Annotated in this window: 9 protein-coding genes and 2 pseudogenes; 6 read left to right on the forward strand and 5 right to left on the reverse strand. The window is 34.6% G+C overall.

The window, feature by feature from the left end:
- Positions 1–210: 210 nt before the first annotated feature.
- The 4 genes from AAHN03_RS05095 to AAHN03_RS05115 all read right to left on the reverse strand — a co-directional run bounded on the left by AAHN03_RS05095 (position 211) and on the right by AAHN03_RS05115 (position 5,130).
- Positions 211–1,101 carry a HEPN domain-containing protein gene (locus tag AAHN03_RS05095; protein ID WP_342278342.1) on the reverse strand — a complete coding sequence of 297 codons (891 nt, stop codon included), beginning with the start codon at positions 1,099–1,101 and terminating at the stop codon, positions 211–213.
- Between the two features lie 126 nt (positions 1,102–1,227).
- The gene (locus AAHN03_RS05100) at positions 1,228–1,755 is read right to left on the reverse strand and encodes a histidine phosphatase family protein (RefSeq protein WP_342278343.1); all 528 of its coding nucleotides are present in this window, start codon (positions 1,753–1,755) and stop codon (positions 1,228–1,230) included.
- Between the two features lie 146 nt (positions 1,756–1,901).
- Positions 1,902–3,866, reverse strand: coding sequence for a heme lyase CcmF/NrfE family subunit (locus AAHN03_RS05110; RefSeq protein WP_410521360.1), 1,965 nt, complete (start codon positions 3,864–3,866; stop codon positions 1,902–1,904).
- Positions 3,859–5,130, reverse strand: a complete 1,272-nt coding sequence (locus AAHN03_RS05115) for an HlyC/CorC family transporter (RefSeq protein ID WP_342278344.1) — start codon at positions 5,128–5,130, stop codon at positions 3,859–3,861. The genes AAHN03_RS05110 and AAHN03_RS05115 overlap by 8 nt, the downstream gene beginning before the upstream one ends.
- Positions 5,131–5,531: 401 nt before the next feature.
- Between AAHN03_RS05115 and AAHN03_RS05120 the strand changes: the two genes are divergently transcribed.
- On the forward strand, positions 5,532–7,349 hold the full coding sequence (locus AAHN03_RS05120; RefSeq protein ID WP_342278345.1) for an AAA family ATPase: 1,818 nt from the start codon (positions 5,532–5,534) through the stop codon (positions 7,347–7,349).
- A 190-nt stretch (positions 7,350–7,539) separates the two neighbouring features.
- Here the strand turns inward: AAHN03_RS05120 and AAHN03_RS05125 are convergent, their stop codons facing one another.
- Positions 7,540–7,719, reverse strand: a complete 180-nt coding sequence (locus tag AAHN03_RS05125; protein WP_342278346.1) for a hypothetical protein — start codon at positions 7,717–7,719, stop codon at positions 7,540–7,542.
- Between the two features lie 15 nt (positions 7,720–7,734).
- On the opposite strand from AAHN03_RS05125, the gene AAHN03_RS05130 reads away from it, so the two are divergent.
- From AAHN03_RS05130 to AAHN03_RS05155, 5 genes and pseudogenes are all read left to right on the forward strand, one after another.
- Positions 7,735–7,896 (forward strand): hypothetical protein, encoded by a 162-nt coding sequence (locus AAHN03_RS05130; RefSeq protein WP_341761540.1) that lies wholly within the window; start codon positions 7,735–7,737, stop codon positions 7,894–7,896.
- Between the two features lie 1,359 nt (positions 7,897–9,255).
- Positions 9,256–14,067: an autotransporter outer membrane beta-barrel domain-containing protein gene (locus tag AAHN03_RS05140; protein WP_342278347.1), complete on the forward strand. Its 4,812-nt coding sequence runs from the start codon at positions 9,256–9,258 to the stop codon at positions 14,065–14,067.
- An 817-nt stretch (positions 14,068–14,884) separates the two neighbouring features.
- Positions 14,885–15,175 (forward strand): annotated as a pseudogene (locus tag AAHN03_RS05145) (transposase); the annotation flags it as partial.
- A 1-nt stretch (position 15,176) separates the two neighbouring features.
- Complete coding sequence (locus tag AAHN03_RS05150; protein ID WP_342278348.1) at positions 15,177–15,311, forward strand: hypothetical protein; 135 nt, start codon at positions 15,177–15,179, stop codon at positions 15,309–15,311.
- Positions 15,312–15,394: 83 nt separating this feature from the next.
- Positions 15,395–15,553 (forward strand): annotated as a pseudogene (locus AAHN03_RS05155) (IS6 family transposase); the annotation flags it as partial.
- Between the last annotated feature and the right edge of the window lie 45 nt (positions 15,554–15,598).

Here is a 15,598-nt window from a genome sequence, read left to right on the forward strand (position 1 = left end):
ACTATACTAGTTATATAGTTAGTTTTTTACATAAATTATCTATACTCTTCTGCTTTGAAGAATTGTTTTTTGAAAATATCATGGATTCGCATGTTCACATACTATAACGCTTGCTCACCATTCATTTTCAAATCCAATTCTTCAAAACAGAAGAGTATATATTCCTAATTTGATAAAGTTTTTATTGAAAAAATACCTCAGGAAAAATAATCACATTAATTCTTCTTTATTAATCCTTTCTAGACATATCTTTTCAGTCACTATCTTTAATTCCTCTACCCGGTTAATAAGGTAAAGTAATTGTTCTTTACTAATTGTATAATCTTGATCATATCTTGCATCAACATAAGCATTTCGCAGTAACGTAAAGCACTCTTCTTGCTCAGGAGTCTCATGTGGAAATATCTTATAGAGATCGTAATGATGACTTCTAGCTCTATCGCCAAGTCCTAGTATATCATGTGACTTGGTCTTGTAACCAGTAAAAACTAACAGGATAGCATTATAAAAGCTCTCTGTAGCTTGATGGAGTTCAAAAGCACACTTATTAAAATTATTCCTTTGTAAGATATTATGGACGTCAATTATGCATTCTATACCTTTCCTAAACCAATATTTAAAATCTTTCTCAGCTATTGGTCTGCGTTCCTGCCATGATAGTTCCTTAGCTTCAGACAGTATAAATTCACTACTATCATATAAAAGAATTCCCTCTTTCTTGATATCACTAAAGAAATACTGACCTTTTTCCAGTTGCCTATTTACCAACCTAATAGGTTCAAGTATCAGAGTAATTGGTGGTTTTTCATCTAATGAGAATTTTTTACTTAGCCTGTTCTCTATCTTATAGAGTAGGTTGATAGCTGGATAGCCAGCATATTCTCCATTCTTTAAAATCAACAAAAGATCAAAATCACTTTGATACTTATAATAACTAATATCCCCTACCTTCTCTATATCCTCTACCCAATCTCCTCTAGCATAAGAGCCAAATAAGATAATCATCGCTATTTTTGATTTGCCTACATATAGGATTTCTTTAACAATATTATCTAGCTTTTCTTTAATCACTAGTGAGCGGTCAGGTAAGGTAGTTTTCATAAAACTGCTTTTTTATTCCAAATCAATCATATACTAAATATATTAAATAGTCAATAATAATTGAACCATAAATTGATTTATTTTCTCAAAGTTGCTATGAAAGTTAGCAACACTTCTTTTATTAACTTAAACCATATTTAACTCATTAATAAAGCAGTGATCTATTTTGATAGTGTTTATCCAAGTTTTTATTACTTGTTTATGAGTTACAACTATTACATATTTATAATTTAAGTACCTTCTTAATACGTTATTTGCTCTATTACTTAATAACTCTTTTGATTCCCATCTTTTACTAATACCAGCTGGATATACCCCATTATTTCTTTCATAATCCTCAATTGTACTTTTTAATTCGTATTGATTTTTTATCATAAAATTTAAATCTGGTTGCCATTCTCTTAAATCAAATTCAACAATAATATCTAGGTTAATATTTTTTGATATAATTGCAGAAGTTTGAAGGGCTCTAGTATAAGGAGAAGATAAAATTATTTCTGCTTTTTTTAATCTATGGTCTTTAGATACTTCGTTAGCTTCTCTTGTGCCATTTTCTGTCAAACAAGGTAAATCTCTACTTGCACCTTTTAATTTATACCTTTCGTTTAATGCCCAATCGGTTTCACCATGCCTTATTAAGAAGAAAATTGTCATTTTTTCAATAATCCAATAGACCTCTTGCAGAATTCTCTTCTGCTAGGGAATTTGCAGAAACCACTTCACTGCGAACCGCAGCATACTTAAGCGTACGTGAGGAGCAGAGTACTGGTAGCACGCACAAATTACCAGCAGAAGTAGAATTATGCAAGAGGTCTAATTAAGAATCCTCCAGCCATAAGTATAATAGATAGCCAAATAAAACTCATCATTGGTTTGTAATATATTTTTGCGTGAATTACATCATCATCAATTTTACTTAGAACCGCGTAAAGATCATAAGTTAAATAAGAATATATATTACTTTCTTGCGATAACTGCTTTTCTATTATATATAATCTATTTTCAGGCTTTAATATAGTGATATTATTCTGTTTATCCTGAATCCAAAATTCAGCAATTTGACGATAATAATTTTGAGCTGATGATACTCTGATATCTCTGAGCGTAACTTCAAAATTTCCTGATACTACCTTGTCTCCAACTTTTCCTATAAAATCTACTTCGCTCTGTAATAATGAATTAACAGTAATAGTAAAAACAAGTAATCCAAAACCTAGATGTCCTAAGATCATGGCAATAGCTTTTAGCTTTTTTCTAAAAAAATTACTTTTTGCTAGTATGTAATAACAATTTTGTATTATTAGAAAAAGAGAAAATGTCATGGTACATGCTGAAATAAAACCATACTGAATTTGATACGAGCTAGTAAAAGTTATTACTAAAGAAGAAGCTAGGATAAGTAGACTTCTTGGATAAATCAATCTAGTTGGTGATTTTGTCGTAGAAACTTGCCTTGCTCCGTAACAATCGTCTATGTGTGCTGCGGTGTTTGGCTTCGTTTTTCCTAAAAACCCCGAAAGTTTTTTTGATTTATGCAAGAAGTCTAGTAGGTTTTTTGTTCTTATATTATTTGTTTGAGCAATACCAGCTAGTAAAAGCGTTGGAATAATAAAGATTATAAAATTATTGATAAAAAATCTTTCGCTAATGGTAATAGATTCTTGGTATAATAAAGAATAAACTATGGGGTAAATGGTGGCACATAGTAATACTACTAAGGCTATTAAGAAAAAGCTACTACCCCAAATAATAAGTCTAGGTTTGTCTAATTTTGTCGGAAGAAGGATACCGATATTTTGACCTTTTAGAATGAGTAAAACTAAACTTGATGTAGCGAGGATAGCAAATATTGCTAGCATGTAGATTGCTCGCTTAGGTGATGATGCAAAAGAGTGAATTGAGGTGATTACGCTTGAACGTACCAAAAACGTACCAAATACTACAAGTAAGAAAGTGATGATTGATAAGGTTATAGTCCAATTCTTCATTTGTCCAGATTTTATCGTTACCAAGACTGAATGATGTAGAGCAATAGCAGATAGCCATGGGAACAGGGAAATATTCTCTACTGGATCAAAAAACCAAAACCCTCCCCAGCCAAGTTCTCTATAAGCCCACCATGATCCTAAGGCTATTCCTAAGGTTGAAAATAGCATTCCTAAATTGGTAAATATTTTAATTGCTCTGAGATTAACAAAGTCTAAACTAGACGTAAGTAGGATTACGCAAGCAGATGTGAAAGGTACAACGTAACAGACGTAACCTAAATATAATATAGGTGGATGTATTATTAGTGCAATATCTTGCAGCATAGGGTTTAAACCAAGACCTTGGGCGGGACGGAATGATAGGCTGTCAAATGGGTTAGAGGTAAAATAAATAAAACTACCAAATAATATTTGTATTAGTGCTAGTATAATTATGTGATATACTTGATTTGGACGGCTATTGAATAGAGCGATGTAAATAAAACCTATAATCTGCAACAAACATAGCCACAGCAGTATAGAACCTTCATGGCTTGCCCAGCTAGCAGCAATTTTAAATCCAAGAGGTTTTAATGTACTAGAATTCAGAAAGACATTCTGCACAGAAAAATCTGATATGATAAATCCATATACTAATAGTAAGAAAGATAATAATGTTGACAGGAAACTAAGGTAGAAAAAAAAAGTAGCAGAACGATATAAATATAAAGAACTAACAACTGTTAGTATGCTGAATAAGATTGCAGATATTTGTAAATAATTGCCAAGACTACTTATCACTTTCAGATTCTTTATTTGGTAGAATAATGACTTTTATGCTATCAAGTCTGTTACCTATTTTTTTGTTAATGGTGATACTTAAATTAAATATCTTGATAGATTCTCCTTGATTGGGAATACGCTCAAGTTTATGGATAATTAAGCCAGCTATGGTATTTGCGTCATCATCAGGTAGACTCCAATTTAATTCTCTATTTACATCTCTTATGGTTACAGATCCATCAATAATAAACTCCACATCAGATTTTTTTACAATTGTGTTAATAGGATAATCATGCTCATCGATAATAGGACCAACAATCTCTTCTAGAATATCTTCTAGAGTAATAATACCTTGTAGATCACCATATTCGTCAACAACACAGGCAAAATGGCTCTTTCTTTCCCTAAAAGCATGAAGTTGATGAGTTACCAAGGCATTGTCAGGTATGAACCAAGGCTGATTTACTAATTCTTTGATATTAATTTTTTTTGCATCGTTATTCTTTTCATAAAGAGCCCGGAGTAGATCTCTCATGTGCAGTACGCCAATTATATTGTCCTGAGTATCCTTCCATAATGGTATTCTTGTATGGGGGCTGGATAATAATGCTCGCTTCACTATCTCCTCTTTAGGCAAATCTATATTAATGGCTACTATGTTACTTCTATGTATCATAATTTCAGATACTGTCATTTTCCTAATATCTAATATACCCCCTAACATGTCACGGTCAGATTTATAAACATTACCTTCTTGATGATAATGTTCAATAACTCCTCTGACTTCTTCTGCTCCCGAGATATTTTGTTGTAGATTAATACGGAAAATAAAACAGAACAGCTTAACTATAACTTCAAAAATAGAATTAATTGGTTTCAAAAGCTTTAGGAAAAATATAATTGCTGGAGAAGTGAATAATGCTAACTGTTCTGCTTTTGCTACAGCAATAGCTTTAGGTATTATTTCGCCGAAAACAATTATCACGAAAGCCATAACTGCTGAAGCTGCGACAGTGCCGCCATCACCTAGCCAGTCGATAAATATACTGGTAGCAATGGTAGTGCAAACAGTATTAAGCAGAGTATTACCAATCAATAATGTGCCAATTACTTTTTCTTTATTCTTTAGAACTTGTAATACAGTGTTACGTTTAACACCTTTTGCCTTAAATTTTTGTATTTTCCCCGGAGAAGACGCGGTGATGGCTGTTTCAGTAGCTGAAAGCAGTGCGGCACATCCTATCATTAGAACAATAATGATTGTCAAAAAAATAGTCATTGATCCTTGTGTAAATTATTAGCGTAAATCTAATTATATTGGCAACTGTGCAATTCCCCTAATACTTTTTTAGTATGCTCTTGCCTCATGGTAATTTAAAAGTCGCAACTGTAAATAACCTAAATCTAACCTCAGTTCGATATAAGAATTATTAATTCTTATATCGAACTGGCTTTGTTATAAGGAAAAATGTACTCTTGAAGCGGTTCTACGAGTACATTTTAACTTATTAGGTGTAGAAGAGGCATATATAATTAATTTCGACTAGAATACAAAAGTTAAGGTTTGACTTAATATTGATAAAAAATAGTATGATTAGCAAAAATGTTACTAATATCTATTAGTGTACAATAAAAAAGGTGTATAATGTATTATATAGTTAGTAGAAAACAGTAAAAGTAATGCGCGATGAAAAAACGAAGAATAATGGTAATTATCAGCCAAAGATGTTTGTTGGTACTGATGACTTTAAAACATTATTATTAAACAGTGATGTATTTGTTGACAAAAGCCTAATGATCAAAGAATTGTTAGAGGATAATGGAGCAGTGACTCTAATTACTCGACCAAGGCGTTGGGGGAAAAGTATTAATATGGATATGGTCAGACGCTTTCTAGAAATAGAGCTAGACAATGAGGGGAATCCTTTACCGCTAGAAGAGCGAGTAAATTATAAATTATTTACAGGTGGAGAAATAGATTTAGGCTTTGGTGAGACTAAAGAACTGAAAGCATTAAAAATTGCTAGTATAACAAATGCTATGAAGCGTCAAGGTCAATTCCCCGTTATATTCATCACCTTTAAAAGCATAGAAGGTTCAAACTATTACGATATTGAACAAGGTGTAAAAAGCCAGTTACGGAAATTATTTCAGGCTCATAGCTATTTAAGTGATAGTAACAAACTGAAAACAAGTGAGATAGCTGATTTCAACCAATATTTATTTGGCGAGGTAACTCTAGACAATATCAAAAATAGTTTGGCTATTTTAAGCCATTTGCTTTACAAACATTATAATAGAAAGCCTTGGGTATTAATCGATGAATATGATACGCCAATTAATAGTGCTTACCGCTGGTTTGGCACTAATGAGGCAGAATTTCAGAAAGTGTTAGAAATTTTTCGTGGCATCATGAAATCTACCTTTAAAAAGGAAACTGGCGATCAAGAATTGCCAGTTGAAAGGGGAGTGATTACGGGAATTTTACGGATTGCCAAAGCTGAATTGTTTTCTGGGCTAAATAATGTTAGTGAATATAGTTTGTTAGATGAACCATTTGCCAAAGTTTACGGATTCACTGAAGCAGAAGTAGAAGAGTTATTAACTAAAGTCCCACTTGATACTAGTCCAGAAAAAATTAAGGATTGGTATAATGGTTATAAATTTGGTGGCGAGATCATCTATAATCCTTGGTCAATTATGCGATGCTTAGCAAGCAAAGGGAAGCTAGATCATTATTGGATTGATAGTGGTGGAACTGGGTGGATCGACCACATCTTGTTATCGGATGAGATGCAGCAGGATATTCAAACATTAGCCGCTGGTGGAGCTATCACCTCTAGCATTACCAAACATATTAGTTTCATGGACATTGGTCAGCCGGAAGGGTTGTTTAGTTTATTGTTATTTAGTGGCTATTTAAATCCACATGCTAAGATGCTAGAAAGGGATATTTATGAACTATCTATTCCTAATTATGAAGTAAAATATATTTACGAAAAAAGAGTACTCCAATGGGTTAGTAAACAAATAAACATTGATAGTTCTAGGTACTACTCATTTATTAGCTTGTTAATAGATGGCAAAATAGAGGAGTTTAAACAAAAAATGCAGGAGTTGCTGCACAGTAGCACTAGTTTTCATCAGGTAGGGGAGAAAAAGGCAGAGTTATTTTATAGTGGCTTTATGCTAGGGATTGTTAATATGCTAGCACCGAGCTATATCATATCAAGTGAGCAAGAATCAGGTGATGGACGCCCTGATGTAATCATGATCCCCAAAGCTGGTAAAGGAGATAAGGCAATTATTATTGAGTATAAGATAGCTAAAAATGCAGAAGATTTAACGACTATAGCAGGGTCTAGTCTACAACAAATTATTGATAGGAAATATGATACTAAAATAAAAGAACATCAACATGTTAAACAAATACTAAAAATCTGCATGGCTTTTTATGGTAAAAATATGGATTTACAATATCAAGTAACAAATCTTTAATAATAGAGCGTTAGTGCTTGTTAGTGCTTGAATAATAATTAGTGTTTGTTGTGGTTCTGAAATTGTCCACTACGCCCCGTCACTGTGGTACAAGTTGTCGTTTTTTCAAAAATATCGAAAGGGAAACGTAAGTAAGGTTCAAGTTTTTTGCCCCTGACGTTTAAGGTTCTGAAATACGAAATTTATCATTTTACCAACTCTTCAGGTTAATTGAGTATACTTCTCCTAACAGAATTCTGATCCAACCATAACGGGCTTTTGTTTGATACTGAGGATGAACGCTATCCATAAAATATATAGCTTCTTTAGCCTTGAGATTACCTTCTACTCCACAACTGTTGAAAGTTAAAAAACCGTCATCGCGACTCATCTTCGAGACGAAAAAGTGCTTGAAACGTCTAAAGAATCAGGTTCGCAGTGGTTTTGGCATGAAGTTTGTAGTCATGTAAACATCACTTTTCTACTTGACATACTAAAAATTAGTCAACATAATGCTTCTTATGTGTATTACCATTGTTTTGTTTCAAATAAAAACTCTTGTCATTAAAGTACACTTTTATCAGTATTTCTTTATTATAAAATTCCACAGGTGAAAAAATGTAGTCAGTAACGAGAATTTAATTCTACACTCCACTCGTCGCATAATACTCACGTTCTATAGCATAATTTCTGCTCATATTTATCTCGAAGATGAGTCGCGATGAGCTTTGTAAGCCCTAAACCGTCATTGCGCATAGGCGTCAACTTAAGAGCGTAATGATTGAGCATGTATAAACAAATTAAACACAGCCGTCATAGCAAGGCTCGTTAGATGCCGTGGCGATCTAGATAAACAGCGAAGCTGTTTTTTAGAGTAACGCTTCGCGTATCTTAGATTGCCGCGTCGCCGCTTGCAGCGGCTTCTCGCAATGACGTTTAGGTTTGATTTACTTATACATGCTCAATCATTACGCTCTTAAGTTGACACCTATGCGTCATTGCGAGGAGTCGCTGTAAGCGACGACGTGCAATCTTGTGAAGAAGAGCTTACTTCATGAGATTGCCACGGCGTCTATCGCACAACTGTCGAAAGTTCAACAAACGTCATTGCGAGGAGACCGTAGGTCGACGAAGCAATCCATATGACAAGCTTCATGGATTGCTGCGCTCACGTACGTTCGCTCGCAATGACGGTTTAGGGCTGGCAACGCTCACCGCAATGACGTTATCAGATGCAGAGCCGTCTCAAATCTGATTGTTTCAATAATTTTACCGAATTCGGGATAAGAATTAGTTAATTCTTATCCCGAATTCGCGTCTTCTTCTAACAAACTGGTTTAAAGAAGGATTTATTTTAGCCTATACCTTAAGATTGATAGATCACCACAACAGTTTGTTTATGTTATAGTCAATTCAGGAGGATTTGATGCTAGGAACGATGGAGCGAAGCCTATAGATAATAGGCGAGCGATCGAAGACGACGTTACCAAATTCTCATCAATTGACTATATCACAAATGCACAGCGGTTTGTTTGGTGCTTGGAAGAAAGTTTGGGAGTCAAGTAAGTCAAACTATCATGATATGACAAATCTCTATAGCTGTTTCAAATATAACACAGTTGATAGAAATTTATAAAAAAAATAGTCAAGTAGCTTGTAATTAATTATTTTTACATATATAGTAGCTGCGTGTTTAGATATTTCTAAAAAGGTTTTAAGGTATTATGATTGCGTAGGGTCATCCCTGTGCATCCGATGGTTACCCTTGCGAAAGTATGGGTCTAGAAAAGTTTAATATAGTCTGCTAGGCTGTTTTTTTAGACTTCTCTACCTGCACGGGAATGACATCGAGCAGAAATAATTTTTGAAACTAATTGCTCTAAGAAACTGTATTTAGAAAATGAATTAACTTAAATAGGAAAAAATTATGAATAATAAAAGTAAAAAAAGCAGTTTTTTGAAAAACTTGCTAGCGACTGCTTCTATTGCTTCAGTTATAGTCGGTGGAAGTAATACGGCATTTGGTGCTGCTGGGGGTATACCAGAGGCTAGGCTGACAACAGCAAACGCTACACTTCTCGACGGTATCGGATTAAATTTGGGTGTTGCTGGTTCTATACCATTTTTTTCAGGCTCTAGTTTGCAATATGATACTGGTCGTACTATTGATGCTAACGTTGTTGGTGGTCAAACCATTAGTGTGCTTGATCTAAATATAGCCCATCTTGGTGGTGCTCGACCTTTGTTTACAGTTACTACAAATACAGTTATCAATTCTATAATTAATAGCGATGGTGTTGATGGTACTGCTAATATGGTTCCTTTTAAAATTTTAAATGGTCAAAGTTTAACTTTCGGTGGTGAGATTATTGCTGGTAGTGAAGCTCTTATTGGTGCTGTTGCTCAGGCTGATCGTGCTGCTGGTGCTAAGTTTGTAAGTAAAATGGACTTTGATAATGGTAATGGTAGCTTTGATATTACTACTGGTGTTGGTGCTACTTTTGCTATTGCTCCTGCAAATCTCGATTTTGTTAACTTTAAAGCTGATAACGCTCAAAATGCAACATTGAATATTAACAATGCTGGCAAAGATCCTGCTGGCGTTGACTTTAGGACAACATTTAGGCACTTAGAAGTTGCCACATACAAAACAATTAACATTTCTGATGGCAGTATTGCTGAATTCAACTCTACTGCTGGGGGTGATGTGACTGTGTTGCAATTACAACAAGGAGTAAATAGTAGCATCAACTTTGGTAATAATGGTGATGGTACATTGTTACTTACTTCTAAAGTTGGGGGGAATGGTAATGCTGCTGACTTTAAAGTTATACATGGATCTCTTGGTGGTGCTAAAGATGGACATGGTATAATTCACTTCAATACTACTGCGGCAGCTGGATCTCTTGTTCCTCATGCTGCAGGTAAGGTCGTAGTTGGTATAAATAAGGAGAATAGAGCTAAAAAATTCATAGTTACTGCTACTGTTGGTGCTCGTGCAACAATTGAAGGAAAAGTATATGCTAAAGATATTGAATTACGCGGTGGGGCTGTTACTTTCGAAAATGAGGTTGATGTAGGAGATAAGGGTGCTACAAACATGATAACAGCACAGTCGAATGTAATTCTAAACGACAATAGTAATCTTGGTACAACAGATTTCCATGGTGTACTTAATAGTACAATTACTGTGGCAGCTGGTAAAACACTTGAAGGAAACTTTCATGCTGACGTAAACAATGGTGCAGCTCAAGTTGGAACAATAATTTTTCAAGGTGAGGGTGTATTAAAAGCTGATATAATAAACAAATTAGTTGCAATTGAAAATAATGCTGCTGGTACTTTGACATTGTCAGGACAGCATAATCTCACTGAACTAAGAGGAATTCTTGCTGGTACACATTTTACATTTGCTAAGGATTATAAACTGACCGGTAATATTAATGAAAGTGTTGCTGCTGCTGCTTCAGATTTAACGTTTTTGGGTAATGCTGAAATTATTGGTAACATTGGTGCTGCTGGTGCTGGAGCAGTTCGTAATATTATCATCCCTAAGGATAGCACAGTAAAAGTTGCTGGTGCTACGATTAATGCTGCTAATATCTTTAGTAATACTGATGGTGGAACATTGAAATTAACTAATAAAGCAGGTGATGTAACCATTACATCTACAATAAGTGCTAATGGTGGCGGTACTATTGATGCAACTGAAATGAAAAGAGATGGTACTTTAAAGATTGTTGGCTCTATTGGTATGAATCCTGCTGATAATAATAATAATAATAAAAAGCCTCTAGATAAATTATTACTGAAAGGACAAAAACTTAACTTTGACATAGCTGCAGCCAATAAATGGGTTAATATTGCTGGAATTGATTTTGGAGGTGAAGTTTCAACAGTTAAGATGGATGTTGGTAATGCTAAATATGCCTTTGGAGCTTTGACAAATGCAGGGGAAGCTACATTTAAAGTTAGTGAGAATGTTGCCTTATATAATACAACAACCTCTAAGGATGGGGGAGTAAAGGAGATCGAGTTTACAGCAGATAATAAGACTCTTACTCTTCATAAAGGTAATGATATTACTGCTAATAGTATAACTGCTTCCAATGGAGCTGGCGGAAGTCATCTAATTTTTGCTGGGGATGCTGCTCTAAAAGGCGACATAGGAACATCAGGAAGGAATTTTAAGAGTCTCAAAGTAAATGCTGGTGTTAAGGCAATTACATCGGGTCAAGGCTTTTTCAGCGGAAATATAGAATTAGCAGATGCCGGATCTACATTAGTTGTAGATGGTAATTATACCGCTAAAGCAGTTGTTGGTAATGTTCCTAGTAATGGAACACTGAAATTTGTTAATGCTGCTGGTGTTGGTACTGGTGTAAAATTCACTACTACAGCAGCTGCTAATGACCCTGCTGTTAACGCTATATCTACCTTAGAATTGCATGGTGGTGATGTTGAATTAGTAGGTGATAACGGTCTAAAATTTAGCAATATTAAGTTTGCAACTGCTGCAAGCTTAACTTTAGCTTCAAATATGGAACTTAAAGATATAAATGTTGATAGTACTTTGAGTTCTAAAGACGCTAGACCTACAGTTATATTATCAGCTATTGATCACACTATCAATAAGCATATAGGTGATAAGGATCATTTGGTTAATCTACAATTTGCTGGAGATAATACCTTAAATGTTACTATTACAGACTTCTTTGCTGGTGTAACAACTACAACTGATAATCAAGGTGCTGTTAACTTTAAAGCTGGTTCTGATAAGGTTTATGGTTTAGGTTCTAGCGGACACAACTTAAAAGCTGCAACTTTTGAAGTAAATACCGAAAACTTTGGTGATACTTATGTCAATAATGCTATTATTAATGACAAATTGAAGTACACAGCTGGTGGAACAGTAGCTGGTGGACTACAAGTTGGTAGTGATAAAGGTGGTTCTGTAGCTGAGTTTAAAGATGGTGTTATTTTGACAGCTACTATGACCAGTAAGGGAGCAGATAATAATATTAACTTCACAGATAATACTACTATTACTAGTACTAAGCTTGGTACAGAAAATGCTCGTTTTAAGACTATAACATTTAAGGGTAATAAAAAAGCAACCTTGAATAATGCTGCTATGTATGCAGACATAGTTAACTTCGGTACTGAAAAGATCGTAATTACTGGTGATAACAACATAATTAGTGGTACTTCACATATTCATGACAATATTAATCTGAACTCTAGTAAGTTAATCTTCCAAGATAACCAAAATGACGTAGTTTCTACATGGAATCTTGGAACTTCTATTGCAACTACCTTAACTGCAGATGGAAAACTTGGTTCTATAGAAGTTAATACTCCTATAGAGGTGGCTGCTAGTGTACCAGTTCATGCTATAATCGTTAAGGATGAAGGTCAATTAGGGGCGGATCAAGAGTACAAGTTGATTAGCAATGGTAAAAATCTACGTCTAGTTAATGGTGCACAATTTGGTCCTCTAACAGGAGTAAAAACAGATCAAGCATATGCAAAGTGGACTGTTTATACTAAAGAGGATAAAGATGTTTACTTGTTGCGTTCAAATAATGCTGCAACTATAGCTCCAGCTGATATGAAAGCTGCTGGTGGTGATGATAAAGATCAGGAAAATGCTGCTTTGCTTGGTCGTGAGGCACCATCTGCTATGACTGATATTGGTCTGTTATCAAAAGACCCAAAAGTACGTGGTGAAGCACTAAAAAGAATTACAAATGCTGAGAATGCACTAGTAACTGAAGCTGTCGATCATACTAATGCTGGGATTGCTAATTTAGTGGGAGCAAGACTTGCCCAAGTTGATGATCAACAAAAACCTGTAGCTAGTGGCTCTGATGATGTAGCTGGTGAATCAATGGGTGCATGGGCTATGCCATACTATAATCAAGCTGTTCAGAAGGGTGAAGGTAGTGTTGTTGGTTATAAAACGAAATCTGCTGGTGGAATCCTTGGTTTCGATGCTTTAGCAAACGAAAATCTAATGATCGGTGCTGCTGTTAGTATTGTTAGAACTGATATGAAATACAAAGATTATAAAATTGGAGAAAAAACAAACATTAATACTGTGATGCTCTCTATTTATGGATCACAACAACTTGATAAAAATTTCTTTGTACAAGGTTTGGTTTCTCTTGGTTCAAATAAAATTAAGAATAGCGATCCTAGAAAAGTTCCTACTTCTCGTAATGCTAGTGGTCAGCAAATTGCTAAAGCTAGTTATGATTCTCTGTCTTACGGTGGTCAAGTATTATTTGGTTACAATGCTAAAATGTCTGACTCAATGTCATTAATACCGATGGCTGGAATTCGTTATACAGGATCTAGCGATGAAGGTTATAAGGAAACTGGTACAGACAACGCAAATAAGGTCGTTGCTAAGAAGACTAACAATAAAGTTGAAGCTGTGCTTGGTACTAGATTTGCAGTTTCTGTAGATACTAGCGGTATTACAGTGATGCCTGAAGCACATGCTTTTGTTTCGCAAAAGTTATTTGGTAGTTCAGGGAAAGTTAGTGCTAAATTAGATGGTATGACTAGTTCGTTTGCTACTAGATCTAACAAAGAGGCAAAAACATTGTTTAACCTTGGTTTAGGCGTTACTGCTAAAGCTGGTAATATGGAGTATGGAGCTGGTTACGATGCATATTTAGCTAGTAAATATGTTGGTCACCAAGGTACTTTAAAAGTTCGTGTAAACTTCTAAACTAATCTTTTAAGTTTACTTATCTATTACTTCAAACAAAAGGGTTTTCTTTTAAAAAAGAAAGCCCTTTTTGTTTAATAAGAGTGCCTACGAACTGATTCTTCCAGATAAGTTTGTCGTCGGAATTTGCTTTCTCTCCTTATATAATGGGCTAAAAAATTTAGATAAAAAAGCATGTAGTTTTGTTTCGTAATAAGATAGAATAAAAAATTATACTTAGGATAAACGAATGACAAAGAAACAAAGTAGAAATTTTAGTGTAGAAGCAAAAACTAAGATATAGTCAATTCCAGGAGGATTGGATAGCAGGAGCGGTGGAGTGAGTATCACAACTGTTGAAAGTTAAAAAATTGTCTATTAGCGAAGTGTTGTTGTAAGGCTTAAACCGTCATTGCGAGGAGTCGCTGCAAGCGGGGCGACGTGGCAATCTTGTGAAGGAGGTCTTGACTATCATGAAGATTGCCACAGCGCCTAACGGTGCTTAGACGATTTTTTAACTTTCAACAGTTGTGCCGAAACATCGAGAATGTTAAATCCATGTCTCATATCGAACTCATACAATAAAAAAGCCATGATAAATATAACATGATCAGTTATATATGGTGTAGGATGGGTAAACTGTATCTCGAATTGAAGCTTTGAATTTTAAAGACTTCGTACCTGAGCAAAGACCCATCCTGTTTGGATAAAGACTACGAACGGATGTCATAAGGTTTTTAAACCTTGCTGTAGCATATCCTATTATTAATATAAATCATGAGGCTCTATATGGCAACAACTTATATTAGTGTGGACATTAGTAAAAAAACTTTAAGTAGATTTAAAGGGTCTCATTAAGGAAAAGTATAACATAGATTTAGAAATTGTTAAACGACCAGCGTGTAGATTTTGGATACCAAAAAGTACACCATCAGAACTATTGTCAACAAGAGAAGTTGGGTTTAAAGTACAGCCAAGGCGATGGGTTGTTGAGAGAAGCTTTGCTTGGATAAATAGAAATAGAAGGCTCTCCAAGGAATATGATTTTCTTACTGATTCTAGTGAAAATATAATTTTTTTGGTTATGAGTCGATTACTTCTTCGTAGGATATTTACTTCTATTACTTAGTTTGCGGACAAGCTCTAATTTAACTGATAATGAATGGTTTGGAGGTCTGATAACTGCCTTCATTCCTTTCTTTCTCAAATGCCAATTAATAGCTAAAACAGGCAATAATGAAGTATTGATAGTAGAAAGAAGTTGATTAAAGCCAACCCATAATGTTAGATACTGTACTACTTTATCAGGACGACCATTATATTTAAATACTTTACGAAAGAATGCTTTGACCACCGCTTTATCAAGAAACTTGGTTTTAAAAGTTTTCGTTCTGCTGCGATTACTATCACTGGTATAGAAAATATTCGTATGATTCAAAAAAGACAAATTACTGGAGCTAATAATAATTTTTCTACTTTTGAAAATTTTGTTATACTCATGGCATAATAATGTCCCAAATCCGAGGTTTTACGATTTTTGCTAGACCATGAT

The organism is Candidatus Tisiphia endosymbiont of Myopa tessellatipennis (genome assembly GCF_964031105.1).
Lineage (GTDB): Bacteria > Pseudomonadota > Alphaproteobacteria > Rickettsiales > Rickettsiaceae > Tisiphia.

Excerpts from the sequence above, each read along its gene's own strand:
- AAHN03_RS05100 (WP_342278343.1), bottom strand. The coding sequence starts at position 1,755 with ATGACAATTTTCTTCTTAATAAGGCATGGTGAAACCGATTGGGCATTA.
- AAHN03_RS05125 (WP_342278346.1), bottom strand. The coding sequence starts at position 7,719 with ATGAGTCGCGATGACGGTTTTTTAACTTTCAACAGTTGTGGAGTAGAA.
- AAHN03_RS05095 (WP_342278342.1), bottom strand. The coding sequence starts at position 1,101 with ATGAAAACTACCTTACCTGACCGCTCACTAGTGATTAAAGAAAAGCTA.
- AAHN03_RS05115 (WP_342278344.1), bottom strand. The coding sequence starts at position 5,130 with ATGACTATTTTTTTGACAATCATTATTGTTCTAATGATAGGATGTGCC.
- AAHN03_RS05120 (WP_342278345.1), top strand. The coding sequence starts at position 5,532 with ATGCGCGATGAAAAAACGAAGAATAATGGTAATTATCAGCCAAAGATG.
- AAHN03_RS05140 (WP_342278347.1), top strand. The coding sequence starts at position 9,256 with ATGAATAATAAAAGTAAAAAAAGCAGTTTTTTGAAAAACTTGCTAGCG.